The organism is Lysinibacillus sp. FSL M8-0355 (assembly GCF_038008985.1).
Taxonomy (GTDB): domain Bacteria; phylum Bacillota; class Bacilli; order Bacillales_A; family Planococcaceae; genus Lysinibacillus; species Lysinibacillus fusiformis_D.
In genome coordinates, this window is sequence record NZ_JBBPAI010000001.1 from 461476 (window position 1) to 481557 (window position 20082).

The following is a 20082-nucleotide window of genomic DNA, read 5'->3' on the forward strand; positions in this document are numbered from 1 at the left end:
CTTATGGTAAAGAAAACGTTAAAACAAAGAATTGTAGAAGCTTCAGTTGAATTGTTTCAGCAAGATGGTTATCACAATGTAACGGTGGATCGCATTGTGGATTATATTGGGGCATCAAAGGGTGGATTTTATCATAATTTTAAATCAAAAGATGAACTGTTATATGAAATTCATGATGTCTTTATTTCATATGTTATTCAACAATCACAGGATGCATATGACAAATACGATACACCTATTAAACGTCTATGTGCCATGCTGCAAACGCTGACACAAGTGTTCGATATGTATCAAGCACATATTACGATTTTTTATGAAGAGAGTCGTTCACTCTCAGATGAATATAGTGATATTATTCATAAAAAACGAGATCACTATCGAGACATCTTGCAAAAAGTAATAGCAGAGGGCCAGGAAGCAAAGGTTTTTCGTACAGAATTACCTTGTACGATTGTCACGATGGCAATTGTCGGGATGATTAACTGGACATACAAATGGTTTAAGCAATCGGGGCCATTAACAATGGAGCAAATCACAGATGTTTTTACTGATATGGTATTGCGTGCTATTGTGACGGAACAAGCAATGGATGAAGCTAAACAATTTATGATAAAGGGGTAGCCAGTAGGAAACACTGGTTTTATTATTTGTTTTTACAAACCGACTAGTCGGTATTTATCTGTAAGTGACGATCATTGAATTCCATCTATTATGGCAAATTTGACATTAGGGGGATTAGGGATGAATTTTGAATTAACAAAAGAGCAAGAGATGATTCGTGACATGGTGCGTGATTTTGCTGAAAAAGAGATTAAACCGTATGCTCGTGAGGTTGATGAGACATCAACAATGAGAATAGAGAGCTTTAAGAAGATGGCAGAACTAGGCTTATTGGGTATCCCATTTCCTGAAGAATATGGCGGCTCAGGTGGAGATACGGTGTCCTATGCTTTAGCTGTTGAGGAAATTGGTCGTGCATGTGGGGGTACAGGACTAAGCTATGCAGCTGCTGTTAGCTTAGGAGCTTCACCAATTTACAACTTCGGCACAGAGGAACAAAAGCAGGAATGGCTAGTTCCATTAGCAAAAGGTGAGACATTAGGATCATTCGGTTTAACTGAGCCTAATGCAGGTTCAGATGCTGGTGGCACACGTACTACAGCCGTTATTGATGGCGATGACTATGTTATTAACGGAGAAAAATGCTGGATTACCAATGCAGGGTACGCTCGACAAATTATTGTAACTGCAGTAACGGGTAAACGTGGAGATGGTAAAAAAATTATTTCCTCTATTATTGTGCCAACAAACACACCAGGTGTAACGATTAACTGTAATTATGACAAAATGGGTGTACGTGGCTCCAATACATGTGAAATTGTGTTGCAAAATGTTCGTGTCCCTAGAGCAAATCTATTAGGGGATGAAAAACGAGGCTTTAGCCAGTTTTTAAACACACTAGATGGTGGGCGTATTTCTATTGCCGCGCTATCTGTGGGGATTGCACAGGCTGCCTATGAAAAAGCATTGAAGTTTGCACAGGAGCGTGAACAATTTGGTGCACCTATTTCGAAGCTACAGGCGATCCAATTTAAATTAGCCGATATGGCGATGGAAATAGAGCTTGCTCGTACATTAGTACATAAAGCGGCATGGCTAAAAGATCACAAGAAACCATTTGGCAAGGAAGCGGCGATGGCTAAACTATTTGCTTCTGAAATGGGCTTCCGTACATGTAATCAAGCTATCCAAATTCATGGTGGCTCTGGGTATATGAAGGAATACGATGTAGAACGCCATTTACGTGACATTAAGTTAATGGAAATCGGTGAAGGAACATCTGAAATTCAACGTCTCGTCATTTCTCGTCTAATTGGCTGTTAATCATAATCAATTATGCCTTGGCATAATTGTGTCCGGAATTGGCTTTGTGCTTGCACAAAGCAGTCCTTTCCGATTCCGTGACACCCGCTGAACAGTAGCTTAAATCAGCACTCATCTCACCATTTATAAAGGTGGAGACTTCTGCTGAAAGAAGTTAAATAGCATGAATAAGGGGGATCTTCATGGCAGAGCTTGTGTATCAAACCATTGGTCAGTTGCTAGATGAACAATCTAAAAAGTATCCGCAAAACGAAGCGTTGGTCTATGCTGATAGGGGTTTACGCATGACTTACGAGCAGCTAAATCGTCAAGCACGACTCGTGGCGAGAGGTTTAATGGCTTTAGGAATTGAAAAAGGTGACCATATCGCAGTATGGACAACAAATGTGCCTGAGTGGGTGCAGCTTCAATTTGGTACGGGGAAGATGGGTGCTCCTATCGTTACGGTAAATACCAATTATCGTGCAAGCGAGTTGGAGTATCTATTAAAACAATCTGATGCCAAAACGATTTTTTTAGTTGAAAATTATCGAGACCATTCTTTTATTCATACACTGCAAGAGTTATGTCCAGAGCTTGAACATTGTGAACCAGGTAATTTGCAATCAAAGCGACTACCTTTATTAAAAAATGTTATTTTAATCGGCGAAACCAAATATCCAGGTGTACTCAATTGGTCAGATGTTTTGACTGCTGCTGAGCAAGTAACCGAGGAACAGCTAGATCAAAGAGAGCAATCTCTTCATTATGATGATGTCATTAATATTCAATATACATCTGGTACAACAGGCTTTCCTAAAGGTGTGATGTTAACGCATTTTAATTTAGTCAATAATGCAGTCAACATTGCAGAATGTATGCAGTTAACTGCAGAAGATCGTTTATGTATCCCAGTGCCATTTTTCCACTGCTTTGGTTGTGTCATAGGGACATTAGCCATTACAACGAGTGGCGGCACGATGGTACCAGTACAAGAATTTTCACCTGAAGAAGTACTAAGGACCGTTCAGCAAGAACGATGTACAGCATTACATGGCGTGCCAACGATGTTCATTAGCGAACTTAATTTACCGAATTTTGCGTCTTTCGATCTGTCAACTTTACGGACAGGAGTAATGGCGGGTTCAAACTGCCCAATTGAGGTCATGAAAGCAGTCATAGAGAAAATGGGCATGAAAGATATTACAATCTGCTATGGCCAAACGGAATCATCACCAGTTATTACACAAACTAGAACGGATGACCCGTTAACATTAAAAGTGGAAACGGTTGGTCGTGCGTTACCAAATTTAGAAGTGAAAATTGTTGTTCCTGGTACGACTGAAGAGGCCCCAATAAATGAACAAGGGGAGCTATGTACAAGAGGCTACCATGTCATGAAGGGCTACTATAAAAACCAAGAGGAAACAGAGCTTGCTATTGATGAGGCTGGCTGGCTGCATACTGGAGATTTAGCAACGATGGATGAAGCGGGCTATATCCGTGTAACTGGACGGTTGAAAGATATGATTATTCGTGGAGGCGAAAATTTATATCCGAGGGAGATTGAGGAGTTTCTTTACACGCATCCGAAAATTTCAGACGTACAGGTTGCTGGTGTCCCTGACCCTGTATATGGAGAAGAGGCGGCAGCTTGGATCATTTTAAAAGATGGCGAACAGGCAACAGAGGAAGAAATTCGAGATTATTGTAGAGACAAAATTTCTAGACATAAAATTCCGCGACATATTTTCTTTATCGATAACTATCCTATGACTGCATCTGGAAAAGTTCAAAAATATAAATTACGAGAAGATTTTGTTATGACCGTAAAGTAAGGAGGGGCAGTGACTATGTTCAACAAGGTATTAATTGCAAATCGTGGGGAGATTGCTAGACGGGTAATCAGAACATGCAAGCGTCTAAATATTCATACGGTTGCTATTTACTCAGAGGCAGATGTTGATAGCTTACATGTAAAAGATGCGGATGAAGCTTATTGTGTAGGGAAGCCACCCGTTGCACAAAGCTATTTAAACATTGACCGCATTCTTGAAATTGCAAAAGAGAGTGGCGCAGAGGCTGTTCATCCAGGCTATGGTTTACTATCGGAGAATGTGAATTTTGCGAAACGTTGTACAGAGGCGGGTTTAGTCTTTATCGGACCAAGTGCGGAAGTCATTGCGTCAATGGGCAGTAAATTAGAGGCACGTAAAACAATGAAAGCTGCTGGCGTGCCTATTGTAGAAGGAGTAGAGGCTCCTGTGAAGGATGTTGCAGAAGCTACTGAAATCGCTGAACGTTTAGGTTATCCAATTATGTTAAAAGCATCTGCTGGCGGTGGTGGTATTGGGATGCAGCTAGTTGACAATGCCGAGGAGCTGGCTAAAGCATTTGAGGGAAATCAAAAGCGTGCGCAATCATTTTTCGGTGATGGCACGATGTATATGGAGCGTTTTATCGCTAATCCTCACCATGTGGAAGTGCAAATAATTGCCGATCACCAAGGCAATATAGTTCCGTTATTTGAACGGGAATGCTCTATTCAACGAAGAAATCAAAAAGTGGTGGAAGAAGCCCCATCACCGTTCATTTCACAAGAGACTAGAGATAAGATGTTAGAGGCTTCAGTGAAGGCTGTGAGGCACATTGGATACGTCAATGCTGGAACGATCGAGTATTTGGTGGATAAAGATCAAAACTTTTACTTCTTAGAAATGAATACAAGATTACAGGTAGAGCATCCAGTCACAGAGGAAATTACAAAGCTTGATTTAGTAGAAGAGCAATTAAAAATTGCGGCAAAACTACCTCTTACATTTACTAGGGAAAGTATTACTAAAGATGGGCATGCGATTGAAGTGCGTATATACGCAGAGAATCCCTCCACATTTTTCCCTTCTCCAGGTACCATTACGGTTCTTGAATTACCAACAGGCGAAGGGGTTCGACATGAATGTGGTGTAGAGACAGGTTCAGCAGTTACACCATTCTATGATCCAATGATTAGTAAATTGGTGGTGTGGGGAGAAACAAGGGAGATTGCCTGTGAGAGATTAATTCAAGCACTGAAAGCGTATAAAGTGGAGGGTATTCAAACGAATATTCCGATGCTGTTAAAAACCGTTACACATGAACAATTTTTAAAAGGGAATACAACGACTAAATTTGTAGAGCAATATTATTTACCGCAATTAGCAGAAACGAAATAACAACTTTCATACATTCGTGCTTCTTTGAAGGGCGAATGTATGACTAAAATTAGGAGTGAAGGATAATGGCAACAGTAAAAGCAAGTATGGCAGGTACAGTGTGGAAAATCGTCGTAACAGAAGGAGAGAAAGTGACGGCAGGCCAAGATGTAGCTATTTTAGAGTCGATGAAAATGGAAATTCCAATTGCAGCAGAAGAGGATGGCGTGGTAACGAAGATCATTGCCAATGAGGGAGACTTCATTAACGTTGACGATGATATTTTAGAAATTGAATAAGAGGAGGCTTCTTTAATGCAGCTACCTAAGCATGTCATGATCAAAGAAGTTGGTCCCCGTGATGGTTTACAAAACGAAAAAACGCATATTACAACAGTTGATAAAGTACAATTAGTGAATTTATTGAGCCAAACAGGACTAACTTACATTGAAGTGACTTCATTTGTTCATCCGAAATGGATACCTCAATTGGCCGATGCTGTTGAGGTTCTTCAAGCTATTAAACGGCATAAGGATATTACCTATGCAGCGCTTGTACCTAATATGCGTGGCTTAGAACGTGCATTACAGGCTGAAGTAGACGAAGTAAGTATTTTTATGTCTGCTAGTGAAAGTCATAATCAAAGCAATATTAATAAAACCATTGACGATACATTTCCTATATTAGAGGAAGTAGTAATGGGGGCTAAGGCTGCAAAGAAAAAAGTTCGAGGTTATATCTCAACGGTTATTGGCTGTCCATATGAGGGGTATATACATCCTGACAAAGTACTACGTGTAACAGATAAATTGTTGGAAATGGGTGTGGCTGAAATATCGCTTGGTGACACAATTGGTGTTGGCGTGCCAACGCAGGTTGAGTATCTTTTAGAGGCATTATTAAAAAGATACGATGCTGAAAATTTTGCCATGCATTTTCATGACACACGTGGGACAGCGCTAGCCAATATTATGAAATCCTTAGAGATGGGTATGACCAAGTTTGATAGTGCGCTTGGCGGATTAGGGGGCTGTCCATATGCTAAAGGCGCTTCAGGGAATGTAGCTACAGAAGATCTATTATATTTATTCGATGAGATGGGTATTGAAACAGGAATAGATCGACAGAAAGTGCTAGAGGCAGCACTCTTTATTGAAGAGAAATTGGGCAAAGCGGTTGCATCGAAGCAAATGGCTATTGTCCGTAATGAAAGGAGTGCAAACCAACGATGACACAACTTGTTCATTTTGAATTACTAGAGGGCAGCATTGGACTGATTACCCTAACAAGACCAGAAGCTGCAAATGCTATGTCTGTTCAGTTACTTCGTGAGCTGTCCGACATGCTCGATCAAATCAATGGAGATCCAGCAGTGCGTGTTGTCCTACTGACAGGTGCAGGGGAAAAGGCATTTTGTGCAGGGGCAGATTTAAAAGAACGTAAAGGAATGGCTGATCGACAAGTGAAGCAAATCGTACAGTTGATTGGTGCGACTGTGGCAAAAGTTGAGACACTTGCTCAGCCTGTCATTGCTGTACTAAATGGGGTAGCATTTGGCGGTGGATTGGAGCTGGCATTAGCTTGTGATCTACGTATTGCCGCTACACATGCAAAGCTTGGTTTAACAGAAACATCACTCGGTATTATCCCAGGTGCTGGAGGAACACAACGACTTCCACGACTAATTGGCCTTGGCAAAGCAAAGGAATTAATTTATACAGCACGTAGGTTGAGTGCGGCGGAAGCCAAAGATTATGGCATTGTTGAGTATGTTTATGAGGAACATGAGGTAATGGAAAAGGCACAACAACTTGCGCTGGAAATGGCAAAAAATGCACCACTCTCTCTAGTGCAAGCTAAAGTCGCAATCAATCAGGGTGTTGAGGTAGATTTAGCTACCGGGTTAAAAATTGAATCACTAGCATATAGTGCACTGATCCCAACAGAAGACCGATTAGAGGGCTTGTTAGCCTTCCAAGAGAAGCGAGCGCCACAATATTCAGGGAAATAAAGCGCTAAAAATGATTTTGGTGTAATTGATTGGGCAAAGGGAGGAAATAAACATGAGCAATATCTCGACAGAAAATACGCCACCTACAATGAAGGACAAAATTTTAACAGGTGGTTTACCAAAATATCATGATAAAAATGCACAACAAGGCAAGCTATTTGTACGTGAACGTCTTGAACTATTACTAGATGATGGTCTTCAATCAGAGGATGGCCTCTATGCAAACTGTTTAGCAGGGGATTTACCAGCTGATGGTGTTGTCACAGGTATAGGTAAAATTCATGGTCGTACGGTATGTGTGCTAGCTAATGATTCTACTATTAAAGCGGGCTCTTGGGGAAAACGCACAGTTGAAAAAATGATTCGTATTCAGGAAACAGCTGAAAAGCTGAATTGCCCATTACTATATTTAGTCGATTCAGCAGGTGCGCGTATTACAGATCAGTTAGAAATGTTCCCAGGACGCAGAGGAGCAGGACGCATTTTCTACAACCAAGTCAAGCTGTCAGGGAAAGTTCCACAAATTTGCTTATTATTTGGCCCTTCCGCAGCAGGCGGTGCTTATATACCTGCATTTTGCGATATCGTTGTCATGGTAGAAGGAAATGCTTCTATGTATTTAGGATCACCTCGAATGGCGGAAATGGTTATTGGGGAGAAAGTAGATTTAGAAACTATGGGTGGCGCAAAAATGCACTGTTCTGTATCAGGCTGTGGAGATGTGCTTGTCAAAACAGAACAGGAGGCTATTACGTATGCTCGTAAATATTTAGGTTACTTCCCGAATAACTATGCTGAGCGCAGTAAGATAGAGGCATCTAAACCACCTGCTTCATTTGATAAATCTATTGAAGAATTAATTCCACAAAACCAAAATGTTCCTTTTGATATGTATAAATTAATTGAACGTATTATCGATGAAGATTCATTTTGTGAAATCAAAAAATTATTTGCACCAGAATTAATTACAGGTCTTGCACGTATTAATGGGCAATCCGTTGGGATCATCGCTAACCAACCTCGTGTCAAGGGAGGCGTGCTATTCCACGATTCAGCTGATAAAGCAGCGAAGTTCATTTCACTTTGTGATGCATTCAATATTCCGCTGTTATTCCTAGCTGACGTTCCTGGTTTTATGATTGGTACTCAGGTAGAAAAAGCAGGAATCATCCGTCATGGTGCGAAAATGATATTTGCCATGAGTGAGGCGACTGTTCCTAAGCTAACGGTCATTGTTCGTAAAGCGTATGGTGCAGGTCTATATGCCATGGCAGGACCTGCCTTTGAACCAGATTGCTGTATTGCTTTGTCAAATGCACAAATTGCCGTAATGGGACCAGAGGCTGCTGTGAATGCTGTTTATGCCAATAAAATTGCAGAGCTTCCAAAAGAAGAGCAAGCAAGCTTCATTGCTGAGAAACGTAAAGAATACCAAGAGGAAATTGACGTGTATCGATTAGCATCAGAGCTAATCATCGATGATGTCATTGAGCCGAATGAGTTACGCAAGGTGTTAGAAAATCGCTTAGAGCTTTATATGTCCAAATACTTATTATTCTCACAACGTAAGCATGGGGTAAACCCAGTATAAACATACTTATTGAAAGGCTGTCTCTGCTGTTAAGAGGCAGCTTTTTTTGAATGATTAATTTTTTCAGCTACTTGCATGCCATAGAGCAGCATATTAAAATATGGGAAGGAATAAAGGGAAGTGGGTGTTAAGCTTGTCTAAAAACAACATAACGGATGTTCACGGTAATGCCAAGCTCCCATTACCGTATCGAGATGTCATTGATACATATTATTTGCCCCTCAAGGTCATGGGGTGGATCTTATTTAGCATCTATTCATTTATAGCTTTTTATAAATTGGTCATTGATCGCTTAGTAAATGTAGTAGTTGTTTTATTGCAAGGCGATTATTCTATCGGCGACTTAGGTTTGTTTGATTATAGTAGTTGGCGACTAACTACTAATTTTGTTCCCTTTGAAACGATTCTCCGCTATATAAACTACTCTCAATATTTTAATTGGGATATCATAATCGTTAACCTTCTTGGCAACTTATTAATTTTTACTCCAATGGGTTTTTTATTGCCATTATTGTCGAAAAAATTTCGCAAAGCATGGGTCATTATTTGTTTGGGCTTTTTTGCTAGTCTTGCTGTAGAAACCATTCAATTCATTTTTACAGTGGGTTCTGCGGATATTGATGATTTAATTTTGAATACGATTGGCGCATGGCTTGGCTATATAGCTTATAAAGGGATCTTAATTAGACCTAAAAAATGAGAAAGCAGTCCTGTTTTAAGGGCTGTTTTTTGCGTTAATAAAAATTTTGTTTAAAGAGTGCTTACTGTAAAATGAATGTATGGATTATACGCTTAAAAATAGAGTCTTTATACCTAGCACTAAAAATAATTAGTATCTCTTTAGGTGGTTAGTATTAATTTTTGCTTGAATTTAATAGTGAAAATTCCGATAATGAGTGTACAGAAACTGTTCAGACGGTATAGATATAGTGAAAGAAGATATTTTCATATCTAGTATCTTATTAGCATATGAAGATAGAAGGGCGAGGTGAAAACTATGAAAATATCAAATTTAAGGGAGCAAGAGAGAATTTCATCGCAATATAATCGTAAAAAAATCTTGCAACGAAAAGAAGCCGGAGAAGCTTATCGCAAAAATGCGATGTATTTTCAGCCAAAGAAAAACCCAGCATTGCTTGAACTTGAAAATCTACTGTTAGGGCGTACCGATCAAGACTTATTTGAGCAGCAACAAGAAAAGTCAAAAGAAGTTACTCCTCAACAGCAAGCCATAATGGAAGACTTGCGACAAACAGAAAAGAATGTACGTGCTCATGAGCGATCCTATAAAGAAGGTACTAGTGATAGCGCAGAATCTTCTACTGTCGTCAATCCAGAGCAAAATGACACCTTGCAAATTTTAGAGCAGGTGCGACATGCCGCATTAGCATCGACAGAGCCTTCTCCTCAAGATTTACAGGTGGCACAAAGCGTGAATGCGCAAATACAACATATATTAAACGATTCGTATACTGAAGAGGGCAAAATAGGCGAAGAAGAGCCATCCTTTGTACGTGACATCATGGAAGTGAAGGTTCCTGAACGTTTCTCGAAGGAATTGAAATTGGATCCATTTGCAGATACAATTTTCGGTAAGAACTATGAGACTGCATTTAAATTAAGAACATTCCATCAGGTATCGGAAAAATATGCGGCTCATGTTCAAATGACGAAAAATGGCTATCGTCCAGACACGGACTCTATGTTCTCTTTGATAGCCTGATGCTGTAGATAGGAGATTATTGACATGGCAAAGGCAAAGCATGCGAAAACAAATGCAATTCGATTATTAGAACAACAAAAAATCCATTTTGATGTGATTGAATATGAAACGGGAGACGGTCAAGTTGATGGTGTCTCTGTTGCAGAAAAAATTGGTCACCCTGTCACGCGTGTGTTTAAAACATTGGTAGCAAAGGCAAGCACACAAAAGCTATTTGTATTTATCATTCCAGTGGCAGAGGAGCTGGATTTAAAAGCTGCCGCAAAGGTAGTCGGGGAAAAGAAAATCGAAATGCTAGCGGTAAAGGATTTACTTGGTTATACCGGTTATGTACGTGGCGGATGTTCACCAGTGGGAATGAAGAAGTTATATCCAACAGTAATAGATGAATCTGCCCTAGGGCAAGATAGTATTATTGTGAGTGCGGGGAAAATAGGTATGCAAATCCATGTTCAGCTAGACGACTTGAAAAATATGACAAAGGCACAGCTTGCCCCTATTACAACTACCCATGCGTGAGAGAATGGGTAGTTTCTTTATGTATAATGGACAATCAAGTACAAGCGCGGTCTCTCAATTTTTTATAGAAAATGTGATACAGTTAGAGCAATATCATGCATAGAGAGAGGGATAGGAAATGCGTAAGATAATGGGGTGGCGTTGGACATTTTTTATTAGTGGCCTAATTGTGATGTCACTTGGCATCACGATGTCGATAAAGGGGAAAATTGTTGGCACAAGCCCTTGGGATGTCTTGCATGTTGGGTTATTTCAAAATTTTGGGTTAAGTATTGGGACATGGTCTATTATAACAGGGCTCTTTATAGTTGCTTCAACATCGATTGTGTTACGTGAATGGCCAAAGATAGGCACTTGGCTGAACATGCTGCTCATCGGCTCCTTCATTGATGTATTTAATTTGGTGCTGCCATCTACTGATGTTTATGGCTTGCAGATTACATATTTTATCATTGGTTTATTTGTTTTGAGTTTTGGCTGTGGGATGTATATTGCACCGAATATGGGTGCAGGTCCACGAGATACTTTAATGATGATACTTGTTGAAAAGTTTGGTGGCTCGATTAAAACAGCCAGAATGGGCATCGAAGTTCTGGTGACCATTGTTGGCTGGCTTTTAGGAGGACCAGTTGGCGTAGGGACGGTATTAATCGCTTTAACTTCAGGCTATATTGTGCAATATTCATTACCGTATTGTCGTAAAATATTAATGAAATGTATTGGGCATATAGAAGGAATGAAGCCATTCTATTAAACGATGAAGCTACTTAGATCTGTAAAAGATAGAAGTAGCTTTTCATCTTTTTTAGCGTTCTTTCATATAATGCAGGGCAGAAGCTAAAGGAGGAACGACATTTGAATGGAAATGTAACGTATTATTTTGGACACGCATTGACTGGGCAAGGTGTGAAACATTTATATAAAGAGATGATAGAAGAGGCGGAGCTTGTTTACTTTTTGCAAGGTGCCCCCACATTTAAAGGATCAGAGCTGTTAAAAGAGCTAGGGTATTTTTATGTGAAGCAGGGCTTTGCAGTCGAATGGTTTAAGCATGCTTTATTAGAGGAAGTAGTTGAGGCTGTTTATGTAAAGGGCTGTAACAGACTTTTTGTATGGGCCTCTGAATGGAATATCGAGCCAACTTTACTCGGTACAAAGCATCGCGTCATGTCCTTTTATGATTGTTTAGAGGAAGTACAGCTTGAAAAGGTTGGGGAGCAGCTTGCTGAGGCGATGCAGGAGCGTGCAACTTGGCGTGAAAAATGTATTGCAAAGCTGGATCAGGCAATCAAACTTCATGATGACTGGGAGATTATCACGCAAAGCTGTATGAACTGGCAGGCATTAAATGAACAAGTGGAAAATTTAAAGACAGAAGTGTTCCAGTCAATTGTTTTAAATAAAACGGGTATACGGACACATCGTTTACTTGGAACACTAACGCCTAGAGGTGCGGAAAATACAGTTGAAAGTATGACAAAAAGTATAACGACTCGCTTCATGATTAAAGGTAAGCCTGGTACAGGTAAGTCTTCATTAATGAAGGGTTTAGCGGATGAGGCCAATGCTAGAGGTCTTGATGCACAAATTATATGGTGTGGTTTAGATGCAGGTTCAGTGGATATGGTCATTATTCCAGAGCTTAATTTCTGTATCTTTGATAGCACAGAGCCCCATGTCTTTGATCCACAGGATGGTAGATTAGGGGACAAGATTTTTGATATTGGGCAACATTGTGCACTTTCAGAGGAGGCAGAAACAGCAATTGAGGCAGTTCGAGCACACTACAAAGAAGCTATCCAGGATGCAATGGGTCATTCGAAGCGTTATGCTGAAGCCGAATATACAATCCGCCGTCTAGTGGATAATTGTCTATCCGCATCCTTATGGCGTGAAAAAACAGCACCATTATTCGAAAGATTAACAAAGTAATGTAGCTAATGGCTTGCATGTGCTAAACTAGGAGCTAGAACAGTTTTCCTAGGAAAGGATGATACGCTTGTCAAAAGTATTGAATGCATTTTTAGATGAAAACCTACAAGCCTTACATGAACAAGGCTTATACAATGAAATTGATCCAGTAGAGGGAGCTAATGGCCCGATTATTCAAGTCCGTGGCAAAAATCTTGTTAACTTATCCTCTAACAACTATCTTGGCTTAGCAACAAATGAAGAATTAAAGCGTATTGCCAAAGAGACAATTGATAAATACGGTGTTGGTGCAGGTGCTGTTCGTACAATCAACGGGACACTTGATTTGCACGTTAAATTAGAAGAAAAGCTTGCTGAATTTAAAGGAACAGAAGCGGCTATTTCTTATCAATCTGGCTTTAATTGTAATATGGCAGCCATTTCAGCTGTAATGGATAAAAATGATGCGATTCTATCTGATCAATTAAACCATGCCTCTATTATTGATGGTTGTCGTTTATCAAAGGCGAAAATCATTGCGTTTAATCACTCCGATATGGATGATCTACGTGCTAAGGCAAAAGCAGCTAAAGAATCAGGATTATACAATAAAATCATGGTCATAACAGATGGTGTATTCTCAATGGATGGTGATATTGCTAAATTACCTGAGATTGTGGAAATTGCTAAAGAGTTTGATTTAATTACGTATGTCGATGATGCACATGGTTCAGGTGTAACAGGTAAAGGCAAAGGAACTGTGAAGCATTTTGGATTAGAAAAAGAAATTGACTTCCAAATTGGTACACTATCAAAAGCTATTGGTGTTGTGGGTGGCTATGTAGCAGGTAAGAAAAATTTAATTGATTGGCTGAAAGTTCGCTCTCGTCCATTCCTATTCTCAACAGCTCTACCACCTGGTGATGTAGCAGCCATTACAGCAGCTGTACAAATGCTGATTGATTCAACAGAGCTGCACGATAAGCTTTGGGATAATGGCAACTATTTAAAAGCTGGACTGGAGAAGCTTGGCTTTAATATCGGTGCATCTGAAACACCGATTACGCCTTGTATCATTGGGGATGAAAAGCTGACACAGGAATTTTCAAAACGTCTTTTTGAAGAAGGCGTTTATGCAAAATCAATTGTTTTCCCAACTGTGCCAAAAGGTACAGGACGTGTTCGTAATATGCCAACAGCGGCACATACAAAAGAAATGCTGGATGATGCGATTGCGATTTACGAAAAAGTTGGTCGTGAATTAGGCGTTATTCAATAAGAAAAAGGCTTCCTCATGGATGGGGAAGCCTTTTTGTGTGATAGAAAGTTGAAAGTGGTGGATAGAAGTGAAAAAATAGTCGATAGCAGTTCATAACTGATTGATAGCCACCTGAAAGTAGTCGATAGCTTTATTTCGAACCTATAATTTTGGCTGTTCTTAATTGCTGAATGTCTTCAGCGGAGATATTCAAAGCCTGTAAAATCTCCTCATTATGTTGTCCTAAAGTAGGAGCTGCACTTGTTAGATGACCTGGTGTTTGTGAGAACTTGGCTGGGAAGCCTAATGTACGCATTGGTCCTGCAGTTGGGTGCTCATAGGACAAGACCATGCCACGCTCTAGAATATGTGGATCATTTAATGTTTGATCGTAGGAATAGATTGGGCTAGATGGTACGCCGTGTTCATCCAATAGCGCTAGCCAGTAAGTAGCTTGATGCTTGATTAATTCGCTCTCAATTTCTGCCTCCAGTACTTTCACATGTTGGGCACGTGAATAGTTGGTAGCAAAGAGGGGATTGTCTAACCAATCAGGTCGGTTGATAACTTTTGTTGCAAAAATCTCCCATAGCTTTTGATTGCCAGCACCTATTAAAATATAGTCGTCCTGCGTTTTGAAACCTTGATAGGGGGCGGATACCCGATGTGCTGTTCCAGTCCGCTCCGGTAGTTCGCCATGTCCAAAGTAAGCAGCGGCCTCCCATACAGTCCATGCTAGACCTGATTCCACTAAGGAAACATCAATATATTGCCCCTCGCCACTACGCAGCTTATAAATATAGGCCATTAAAATAGATTGTAATGCTGTTTGAGCAGCAGCAATATCATTCACGGCAAAGCCGACTTTTACAGGTCGACCATCCGCTTCACCCGTCATATGCATTAAGCCATTCAGACCCTGCGCCATAATATCATAGCCACCCTTTTGACTATACGGACCCGTTTGTCCATAGCCTGAAATAGAGCAATAAATAAGACCAGGATTGATAGCTTTTAATGTGTCATAATCAATACCAAGCTTTTTTGTGACACCTGGTCGATAGTTTTCCACAAGGACATCAACAGATTGGATAAGCTCTTTAAATAAAGCTAATCCCTCTGGTGTTTTTAAATTAATACAAACCCCTTTCTTATTGCGATTGACCATCATATACATATGGCTTTCTTCATTTATAAAAGGACCCATTGTACGAGTATCGTCTCCATTTGGATACTTCTCAATTTTGATAACCTCTGCACCCATATCTGCTAAGACCATCGTGCAATAAGGACCAGCTAATACTTGCGATAAATCAACAACTCTTAATCCTTGTAATGCTTGTTTCATTTAACCTCAGTCCCATCATGTTTGACTAATGTGATGTTGCGTAATCCTTTGACAGAGGTCGCACCTGCTAAAGCGATGGAAACCTTTAATTCATCATAAAGATTGGTCATCACCTTTTCGACGCCCTGTTGTCCTTCAAGGGCTAGCCCATAGACGAAAGGGCGTCCGATTGCAACGGCATCCGCTCCTAAAGCAAGTGCTTTTAAAGCATCCATGCCACGATAGACACCACTATCTAAAATAATAGGAATTTGCCCATTCACAGCTTTCACAATAGCAGGAAGTGCATCAAGTGAACCAATAACACCATCTAATTGACGGCCACCGTGGTTTGATACAATAATGCCATCAATACCATTGTCGATAGCTAGCTTCGCATCTTCAGGATGTAAAATTCCCTTCAATAGAATAGGAAGGTTTGTACATTTTTTTAATTCTCGAACATGCGCCCAATTAAGTGTTGGGTGGAAGACATTTTGCAAGACACCTTGTACGTAGGACTCGAATGAATCATCAGGTAAAGTGGCTGTAAAAACGGGATCATTCATATAATTGCCTCGTGCATAGCCTAGCTTCAATGGTGAAAATTGATTGCGGACATCTTCTTCACGCCAACCAAGCATTACTGTATCGACAGTTAAAACAATCGCTTCAAATCCGGCTGCCTCCGCTCGTGCCACCATACTAAAAGCGATTTCTTCATTAGTAGACCAATATAATTGAAACCATTTTGTTGCAGAAGGAGCAGCTTGAGCAACTTCTTCAAGTGCATAAGTGGAAACGGTGCTTTGAATATAGGGCATGTTTAAATGCTCGGCAGCACGTACTACAGCAAGCTCACCTTCATCATGAACCATTCCGTTCATGCCGACGGGAGCAAAGAGCAATGGAGTTGGGTATGTTTTACCAAACAAATTAATCGATGTTTGAACATTTGAAACATCCTTTAAAAAGCGAGGAACTATAGAATACTTTTCGAAAGCTGCACGATTATTGCGCAGTGTTTGTTCACCACCAGCACCTGAACGGATATAGCCAAAAGGTCCAGCTTCGATTTTTTCCGCTACGGCCTTTTCTAAATCTGCAAAGCAAATGGGGAAGGGGGCTTGTGCAGTAATATTTTTTAAGAGTAGATCACCATCAGTTATGTTTGTCATCGTTACTACCTCACTTATTTATTGAAAATAGGCTTTCTTTTGTTTAAGAAGGCTTGAATACCTTCGTTATAATCATCTGAACTAAATGAATTAAGAACGATCTGTGCCAGCTCATCGCTTTCTTCGTTTTCACCATCTACAATTGCTTGGATCATTTTTTTGATGCCTGCGTTTGCAATGGAGGATTTACTTAATAGATGTTCAGCAAAATGCAGCGTGGCACTTTCAATATCCTCTGGCTCATGTAAGGCTGTGATTAAACCGATGTTTTTTCCATCTTGTGCTGTAAAAATATTGGCTGTGTATAAAATCTCTTTCGCCTTGGCAACACCAACAAGATTGATGAGACGCTTTGTACTTTCAAGATTATAGACAATACCAATATTCGCCGCTGTGATGCCAAGCTTACTCTTTGGTGTCGCCATTCTAAAATCACATGCGTTGGCTAGTTCTAAGCCACCACCAATGGCTAAACCCTGAATCATAGCAATCGTCGGGTGAGGAAATTTATAGAGGGTATCAATCGCCTTTAGAGCCAAATCATTATAGGCTTTGGCATTGTCCGCGGCATAACGAATATCTAAAAACTCGCTAATATCGGCACCAGATGAAAAGGCTACTTCATTAACGCCACGGACAATTAAGAGCTTAATAGAAGAATCTACACGTAGCTGCTCAAGTTGCTCTACTATGTTCTGAAACATCGCCTTTGATAAGGAATTCCGTTTATCAGGTCGGTTTAACACTAACGTTGCAATATAACCATTTTTCTCTACATAAATTTCAGTTGTCATTGTCATTCTCCTCTTAATCCTTTTTCAATTTCGCAGCGAAGCGGTTGCCGATGGATTGAATGCTTTGCACAAGAATGATTAAGATAAAGACAGTTGCATACATAACATCGACCTCATAGCGTAAATGACCATAACGATAGGCGAGGTCACCCAAACCTCCAGCACCAACCATTCCTGCCATAGCCGTAGCACCGATTAAACCAATTGTGGCAATTGTTAAGCCTAAAATAATAGATGGACGAGCTTCACGTAATAGCACATGCCAAATAATATGGCGACGTTTAATACCCATTGCTGTGTAGGCTTCTACCACTCCCGAATCCACCTCTAATAGCGCAGATTCCATCAGTCGAGCAATATAAGGAGCTGTATAGACAACTAGCGGAACGATAACACCTTTAACCCCAATTGTTGTGCCGACGATCAGCTTAGTAAAAGGTAGGATGAAGAATAATAAAATGATGAATGGGACAGAACGTATAATATTGATGACTAAATTAAAAAATTGATATAAAAATTTATTGTCAAAGGATTGACCTGGTCGTGTTAATACGATTAATAGCCCCAATGGAATCCCAATGAGAATGGAAAACAATAAAGAAATTCCGACCATTTGAAATGTTTCGATAATTGATTTGCCAATTACATCTGACCAATCTGTAAAGAAGCTTTGAATACTACTCATTAAATTCGCCTCCTAATTCTTCCACCGCGACGCCATTTTCCGTAAAATATGTGAGTGCCTTTTGGACAATGTGAAGCTCTCCATGTAAATGCACCACAATGTTACCAACAATGCCGTTTTTTAATTCAATAATATTTGCTGTTAAAATATTTGGTTGTACATCATACACTTTCGTAACTTCTGCTAGTAATGGCTTACCAGTACTTTCACCTAGGAAGGTTAAACGAATGACACTGCCTGAAACATTTAACTGCTTGATCAGGGAAGGGGATAAATTACGTTGTGAAATCGTATTTAAAAACTTTCTCGTTGTAGGATGCTTCGGTTTAGCAAAAAGTTCAATAGCTGTACCAAATTCCACCACTTTCCCTGATTCAAGAACAGAAACCTCATCACATATTTTCTGAATGACATTCATCTCATGTGTAATCAGCAGGATCGTAATGCCTAATTCACGGTTAATTTTTAACAACAATTCAAGAATGGCTTCGGTTGTTTCAGGGTCGAGTGCACTTGTTGCTTCGTCACTAAGTAGAACCTCTGGTTCCTGTGCCAAGGCACGTGCAATAGCAACACGTTGCTTTTGCCCACCTGAAAGTTGGTTAGGGTAGCTGTCTAGTTTGTCTGTTAATCCAACAATTTCAGCATATTTAGCCACACGGTTTTTTACCTCTTTCTCGTTATAGCCAAGTAGCTTTAAAGGAACAGCAATATTATGGTAAACGGTTGCCGTTTTTAATAGATTAAAATGTTGGAAAATCATCCCGATTTTTTGGCGTGTTTGCCGTAATTCATGAAGAGAAAGGGCAGTAATGTCCACATTGTCGATTAACACTTTTCCAGCTGTAGGTCGCTCTAGTAGATTGACGCAACGAATGAGTGTACTTTTACCTGCACCACTATAGCCAATCACACCATGAATTTGTCCTTTTTTTACATGGAGATTGATTCCATCTACAGCCTTAATGATGTCTTTTTTCGTCTTATATTCTTTTGAGATATTTTGTAATTGAATCATCCGATTGATTGCTCCTTTCTCAAGCTCCTAAAAAGCAAGAATCTGCTCGTTTTCCATAGAGGAATTTCGGCAGATTCTTCAGCTACTAGAAGCTTCCTGAATGTATTACCAGCTAGGGATTACTGAACCTTTGAATTCTTCTTCAATGAATTGACGTACTTCATCAGATTGGTAAGCCTCAACGAACTTTTTAATTGTTGGGTCATTTTCATTTTCTGCACGTACCACAATATAGTTCACATATGGAGAGTCAGTAGATTCTAAAAGAATAGCGTCATCTTTAGGATTAATGCCAGCTTCCAATGCGAAGTTTGTATTAATAGCTGCTACATCTACTTCACTAAGCTGCTTAGGAATTTGAGCTGCCTCTAATTCGATGAATTTTAAATTCTTTTTGTTTTCTTCTACATCACGGATAGAGGCTGTTAAATCTGCCCCATCTTTTAATTTTATATAGCCTGCTTCTTGTAAAACAAAGAGGGCACGAGCACCATTTGTTGGATCATTTGGTAAACCAAACGTTGCACCATCTGGAATGTCCTCAAAGGATTTATATTTTTCAGAGTAAATACCCATTGGATTTAAAATCGTTTTGCCTACTGTTACTAAATCTGTATCATGATCTTTATTAAACGTATCGAGGAAAGGCTCGTGTTGATAGCTATTCGCATCAAGATCACCTTCAGATAAAGATGTATTAGGTAAAACATAATCAGAAAATGATTTAAGCTCTACTTCTAGCCCATTTTCTTTGGCTACTTTCGCTGCAACTTCTGCGATTTGTTCGTGTGGACCAGATGTGACACCTACGACGATTTTATTTTCATTAATTGCTTCAGCTTGACCTTTACTCTCTTCTTTAGAGCCACAACCTGCTAGAGCTGCTGCTAATGTAAGACTTGCTAAACCTACTAAAAATTTATTTTTCTTTTTCATGAAAACTACCTCCAAGATTGTTTTTATCGGTTTTTGAAAATAAAAAAACTCTCTTACAAACTAAGAGAGGCTCATGA

Annotated in this window: 20 protein-coding genes; 14 read left to right on the plus strand and 6 right to left on the minus strand. The window is 39.8% G+C overall.

Translation table 11 applies throughout. The features are described from left to right. The first annotated feature begins 3 nt into the window (after nt 1–3). The 14 genes from MKY46_RS02225 to MKY46_RS02290 all read left to right on the plus strand — a co-directional run bounded on the left by MKY46_RS02225 (nt 4) and on the right by MKY46_RS02290 (nt 14088). Nucleotides 4–621: a TetR/AcrR family transcriptional regulator gene (locus tag MKY46_RS02225; protein WP_036117492.1), complete on the plus strand. Its 618-nt coding sequence runs from the start codon at nt 4–6 to the stop codon at nt 619–621. 120 nt (nt 622–741) lie between these two features. Beyond that, the gene (locus tag MKY46_RS02230) at nt 742–1884 is read left to right on the plus strand and encodes an acyl-CoA dehydrogenase (RefSeq protein ID WP_340833676.1); all 1143 of its coding nucleotides are present in this window, start codon (nt 742–744) and stop codon (nt 1882–1884) included. A gap of 182 nt (nt 1885–2066) precedes the next feature. Next, nucleotides 2067–3701 (plus strand): AMP-binding protein, encoded by a 1635-nt coding sequence (locus MKY46_RS02235; RefSeq protein ID WP_340833678.1) that lies wholly within the window; start codon nt 2067–2069, stop codon nt 3699–3701. A gap of 15 nt (nt 3702–3716) precedes the next feature. Beyond that, nucleotides 3717–5075, plus strand: a complete 1359-nt coding sequence (locus MKY46_RS02240; RefSeq protein ID WP_340833679.1) for an acetyl-CoA carboxylase biotin carboxylase subunit — start codon at nt 3717–3719, stop codon at nt 5073–5075. Between the two features lie 65 nt (nt 5076–5140). After that, nucleotides 5141–5353 (plus strand): acetyl-CoA carboxylase biotin carboxyl carrier protein subunit, encoded by a 213-nt coding sequence (locus tag MKY46_RS02245; protein WP_004225532.1) that lies wholly within the window; start codon nt 5141–5143, stop codon nt 5351–5353. Nucleotides 5354–5368: 15 nt separating this feature from the next. Then, nucleotides 5369–6286, plus strand: coding sequence for a hydroxymethylglutaryl-CoA lyase (locus tag MKY46_RS02250; RefSeq protein WP_340833680.1), 918 nt, complete (start codon nt 5369–5371; stop codon nt 6284–6286). Beyond that, a complete protein-coding gene (locus MKY46_RS02255) occupies nt 6283–7065 on the plus strand; it encodes an enoyl-CoA hydratase (RefSeq protein WP_338652394.1) in 783 nt (260 codons plus the stop codon). Before MKY46_RS02250 ends, MKY46_RS02255 begins: the two co-directional genes overlap by 4 nt. Before the next feature lie 52 nt (nt 7066–7117). After that, nucleotides 7118–8656 carry an acyl-CoA carboxylase subunit beta gene (locus tag MKY46_RS02260; protein ID WP_340833681.1) on the plus strand — a complete coding sequence of 513 codons (1539 nt, stop codon included), beginning with the start codon at nt 7118–7120 and terminating at the stop codon, nt 8654–8656. Nucleotides 8657–8780: 124 nt separating this feature from the next. Continuing rightward, nucleotides 8781–9356 carry a VanZ family protein gene (locus tag MKY46_RS02265; protein WP_231744989.1) on the plus strand — a complete coding sequence of 192 codons (576 nt, stop codon included), beginning with the start codon at nt 8781–8783 and terminating at the stop codon, nt 9354–9356. A 297-nt stretch (nt 9357–9653) separates the two neighbouring features. After that, nucleotides 9654–10379 (plus strand): hypothetical protein, encoded by a 726-nt coding sequence (locus MKY46_RS02270; RefSeq protein WP_330493608.1) that lies wholly within the window; start codon nt 9654–9656, stop codon nt 10377–10379. Between the two features lie 24 nt (nt 10380–10403). Next, on the plus strand, nt 10404–10898 hold the full coding sequence (gene ybaK, locus MKY46_RS02275) for a Cys-tRNA(Pro) deacylase (protein WP_340833682.1): 495 nt from the start codon (nt 10404–10406) through the stop codon (nt 10896–10898). Between the two features lie 118 nt (nt 10899–11016). Then, nucleotides 11017–11652, plus strand: a complete 636-nt coding sequence (locus MKY46_RS02280) for a YczE/YyaS/YitT family protein (RefSeq protein WP_036117471.1) — start codon at nt 11017–11019, stop codon at nt 11650–11652. Between the two features lie 101 nt (nt 11653–11753). Continuing rightward, the gene (locus MKY46_RS02285; RefSeq protein ID WP_340833683.1) at nt 11754–12830 is read left to right on the plus strand and encodes a nucleotide kinase; all 1077 of its coding nucleotides are present in this window, start codon (nt 11754–11756) and stop codon (nt 12828–12830) included. Between the two features lie 58 nt (nt 12831–12888). Then, a complete protein-coding gene (locus tag MKY46_RS02290) occupies nt 12889–14088 on the plus strand; it encodes a glycine C-acetyltransferase (RefSeq protein ID WP_170829839.1) in 1200 nt (399 codons plus the stop codon). Nucleotides 14089–14218: 130 nt separating this feature from the next. Here MKY46_RS02290 and MKY46_RS02295 read toward each other — a convergent pair whose 3' ends face one another. From MKY46_RS02295 to MKY46_RS02320, 6 genes are all read right to left on the minus strand, one after another. Next, nucleotides 14219–15415 carry a CaiB/BaiF CoA transferase family protein gene (locus tag MKY46_RS02295; protein ID WP_340833684.1) on the minus strand — a complete coding sequence of 399 codons (1197 nt, stop codon included), beginning with the start codon at nt 15413–15415 and terminating at the stop codon, nt 14219–14221. Beyond that, complete coding sequence (locus MKY46_RS02300) at nt 15412–16572, minus strand: alpha-hydroxy acid oxidase (RefSeq protein WP_340833685.1); 1161 nt, start codon at nt 16570–16572, stop codon at nt 15412–15414. Before MKY46_RS02300 ends, MKY46_RS02295 begins: the two co-directional genes overlap by 4 nt. A gap of 14 nt (nt 16573–16586) precedes the next feature. Beyond that, nucleotides 16587–17366, minus strand: coding sequence for an enoyl-CoA hydratase/isomerase family protein (locus MKY46_RS02305; protein ID WP_058843617.1), 780 nt, complete (start codon nt 17364–17366; stop codon nt 16587–16589). Nucleotides 17367–17379: 13 nt separating this feature from the next. Then, complete coding sequence (locus MKY46_RS02310; protein ID WP_036117459.1) at nt 17380–18051, minus strand: methionine ABC transporter permease; 672 nt, start codon at nt 18049–18051, stop codon at nt 17380–17382. Then, on the minus strand, nt 18044–19069 hold the full coding sequence (locus tag MKY46_RS02315; protein WP_340833686.1) for a methionine ABC transporter ATP-binding protein: 1026 nt from the start codon (nt 19067–19069) through the stop codon (nt 18044–18046). Before MKY46_RS02315 ends, MKY46_RS02310 begins: the two co-directional genes overlap by 8 nt. A 105-nt stretch (nt 19070–19174) precedes the next feature. Beyond that, a complete protein-coding gene (locus MKY46_RS02320) occupies nt 19175–20005 on the minus strand; it encodes a MetQ/NlpA family ABC transporter substrate-binding protein (RefSeq protein WP_340812530.1) in 831 nt (276 codons plus the stop codon). Nucleotides 20006–20082: the final 77 nt, after the last annotated feature.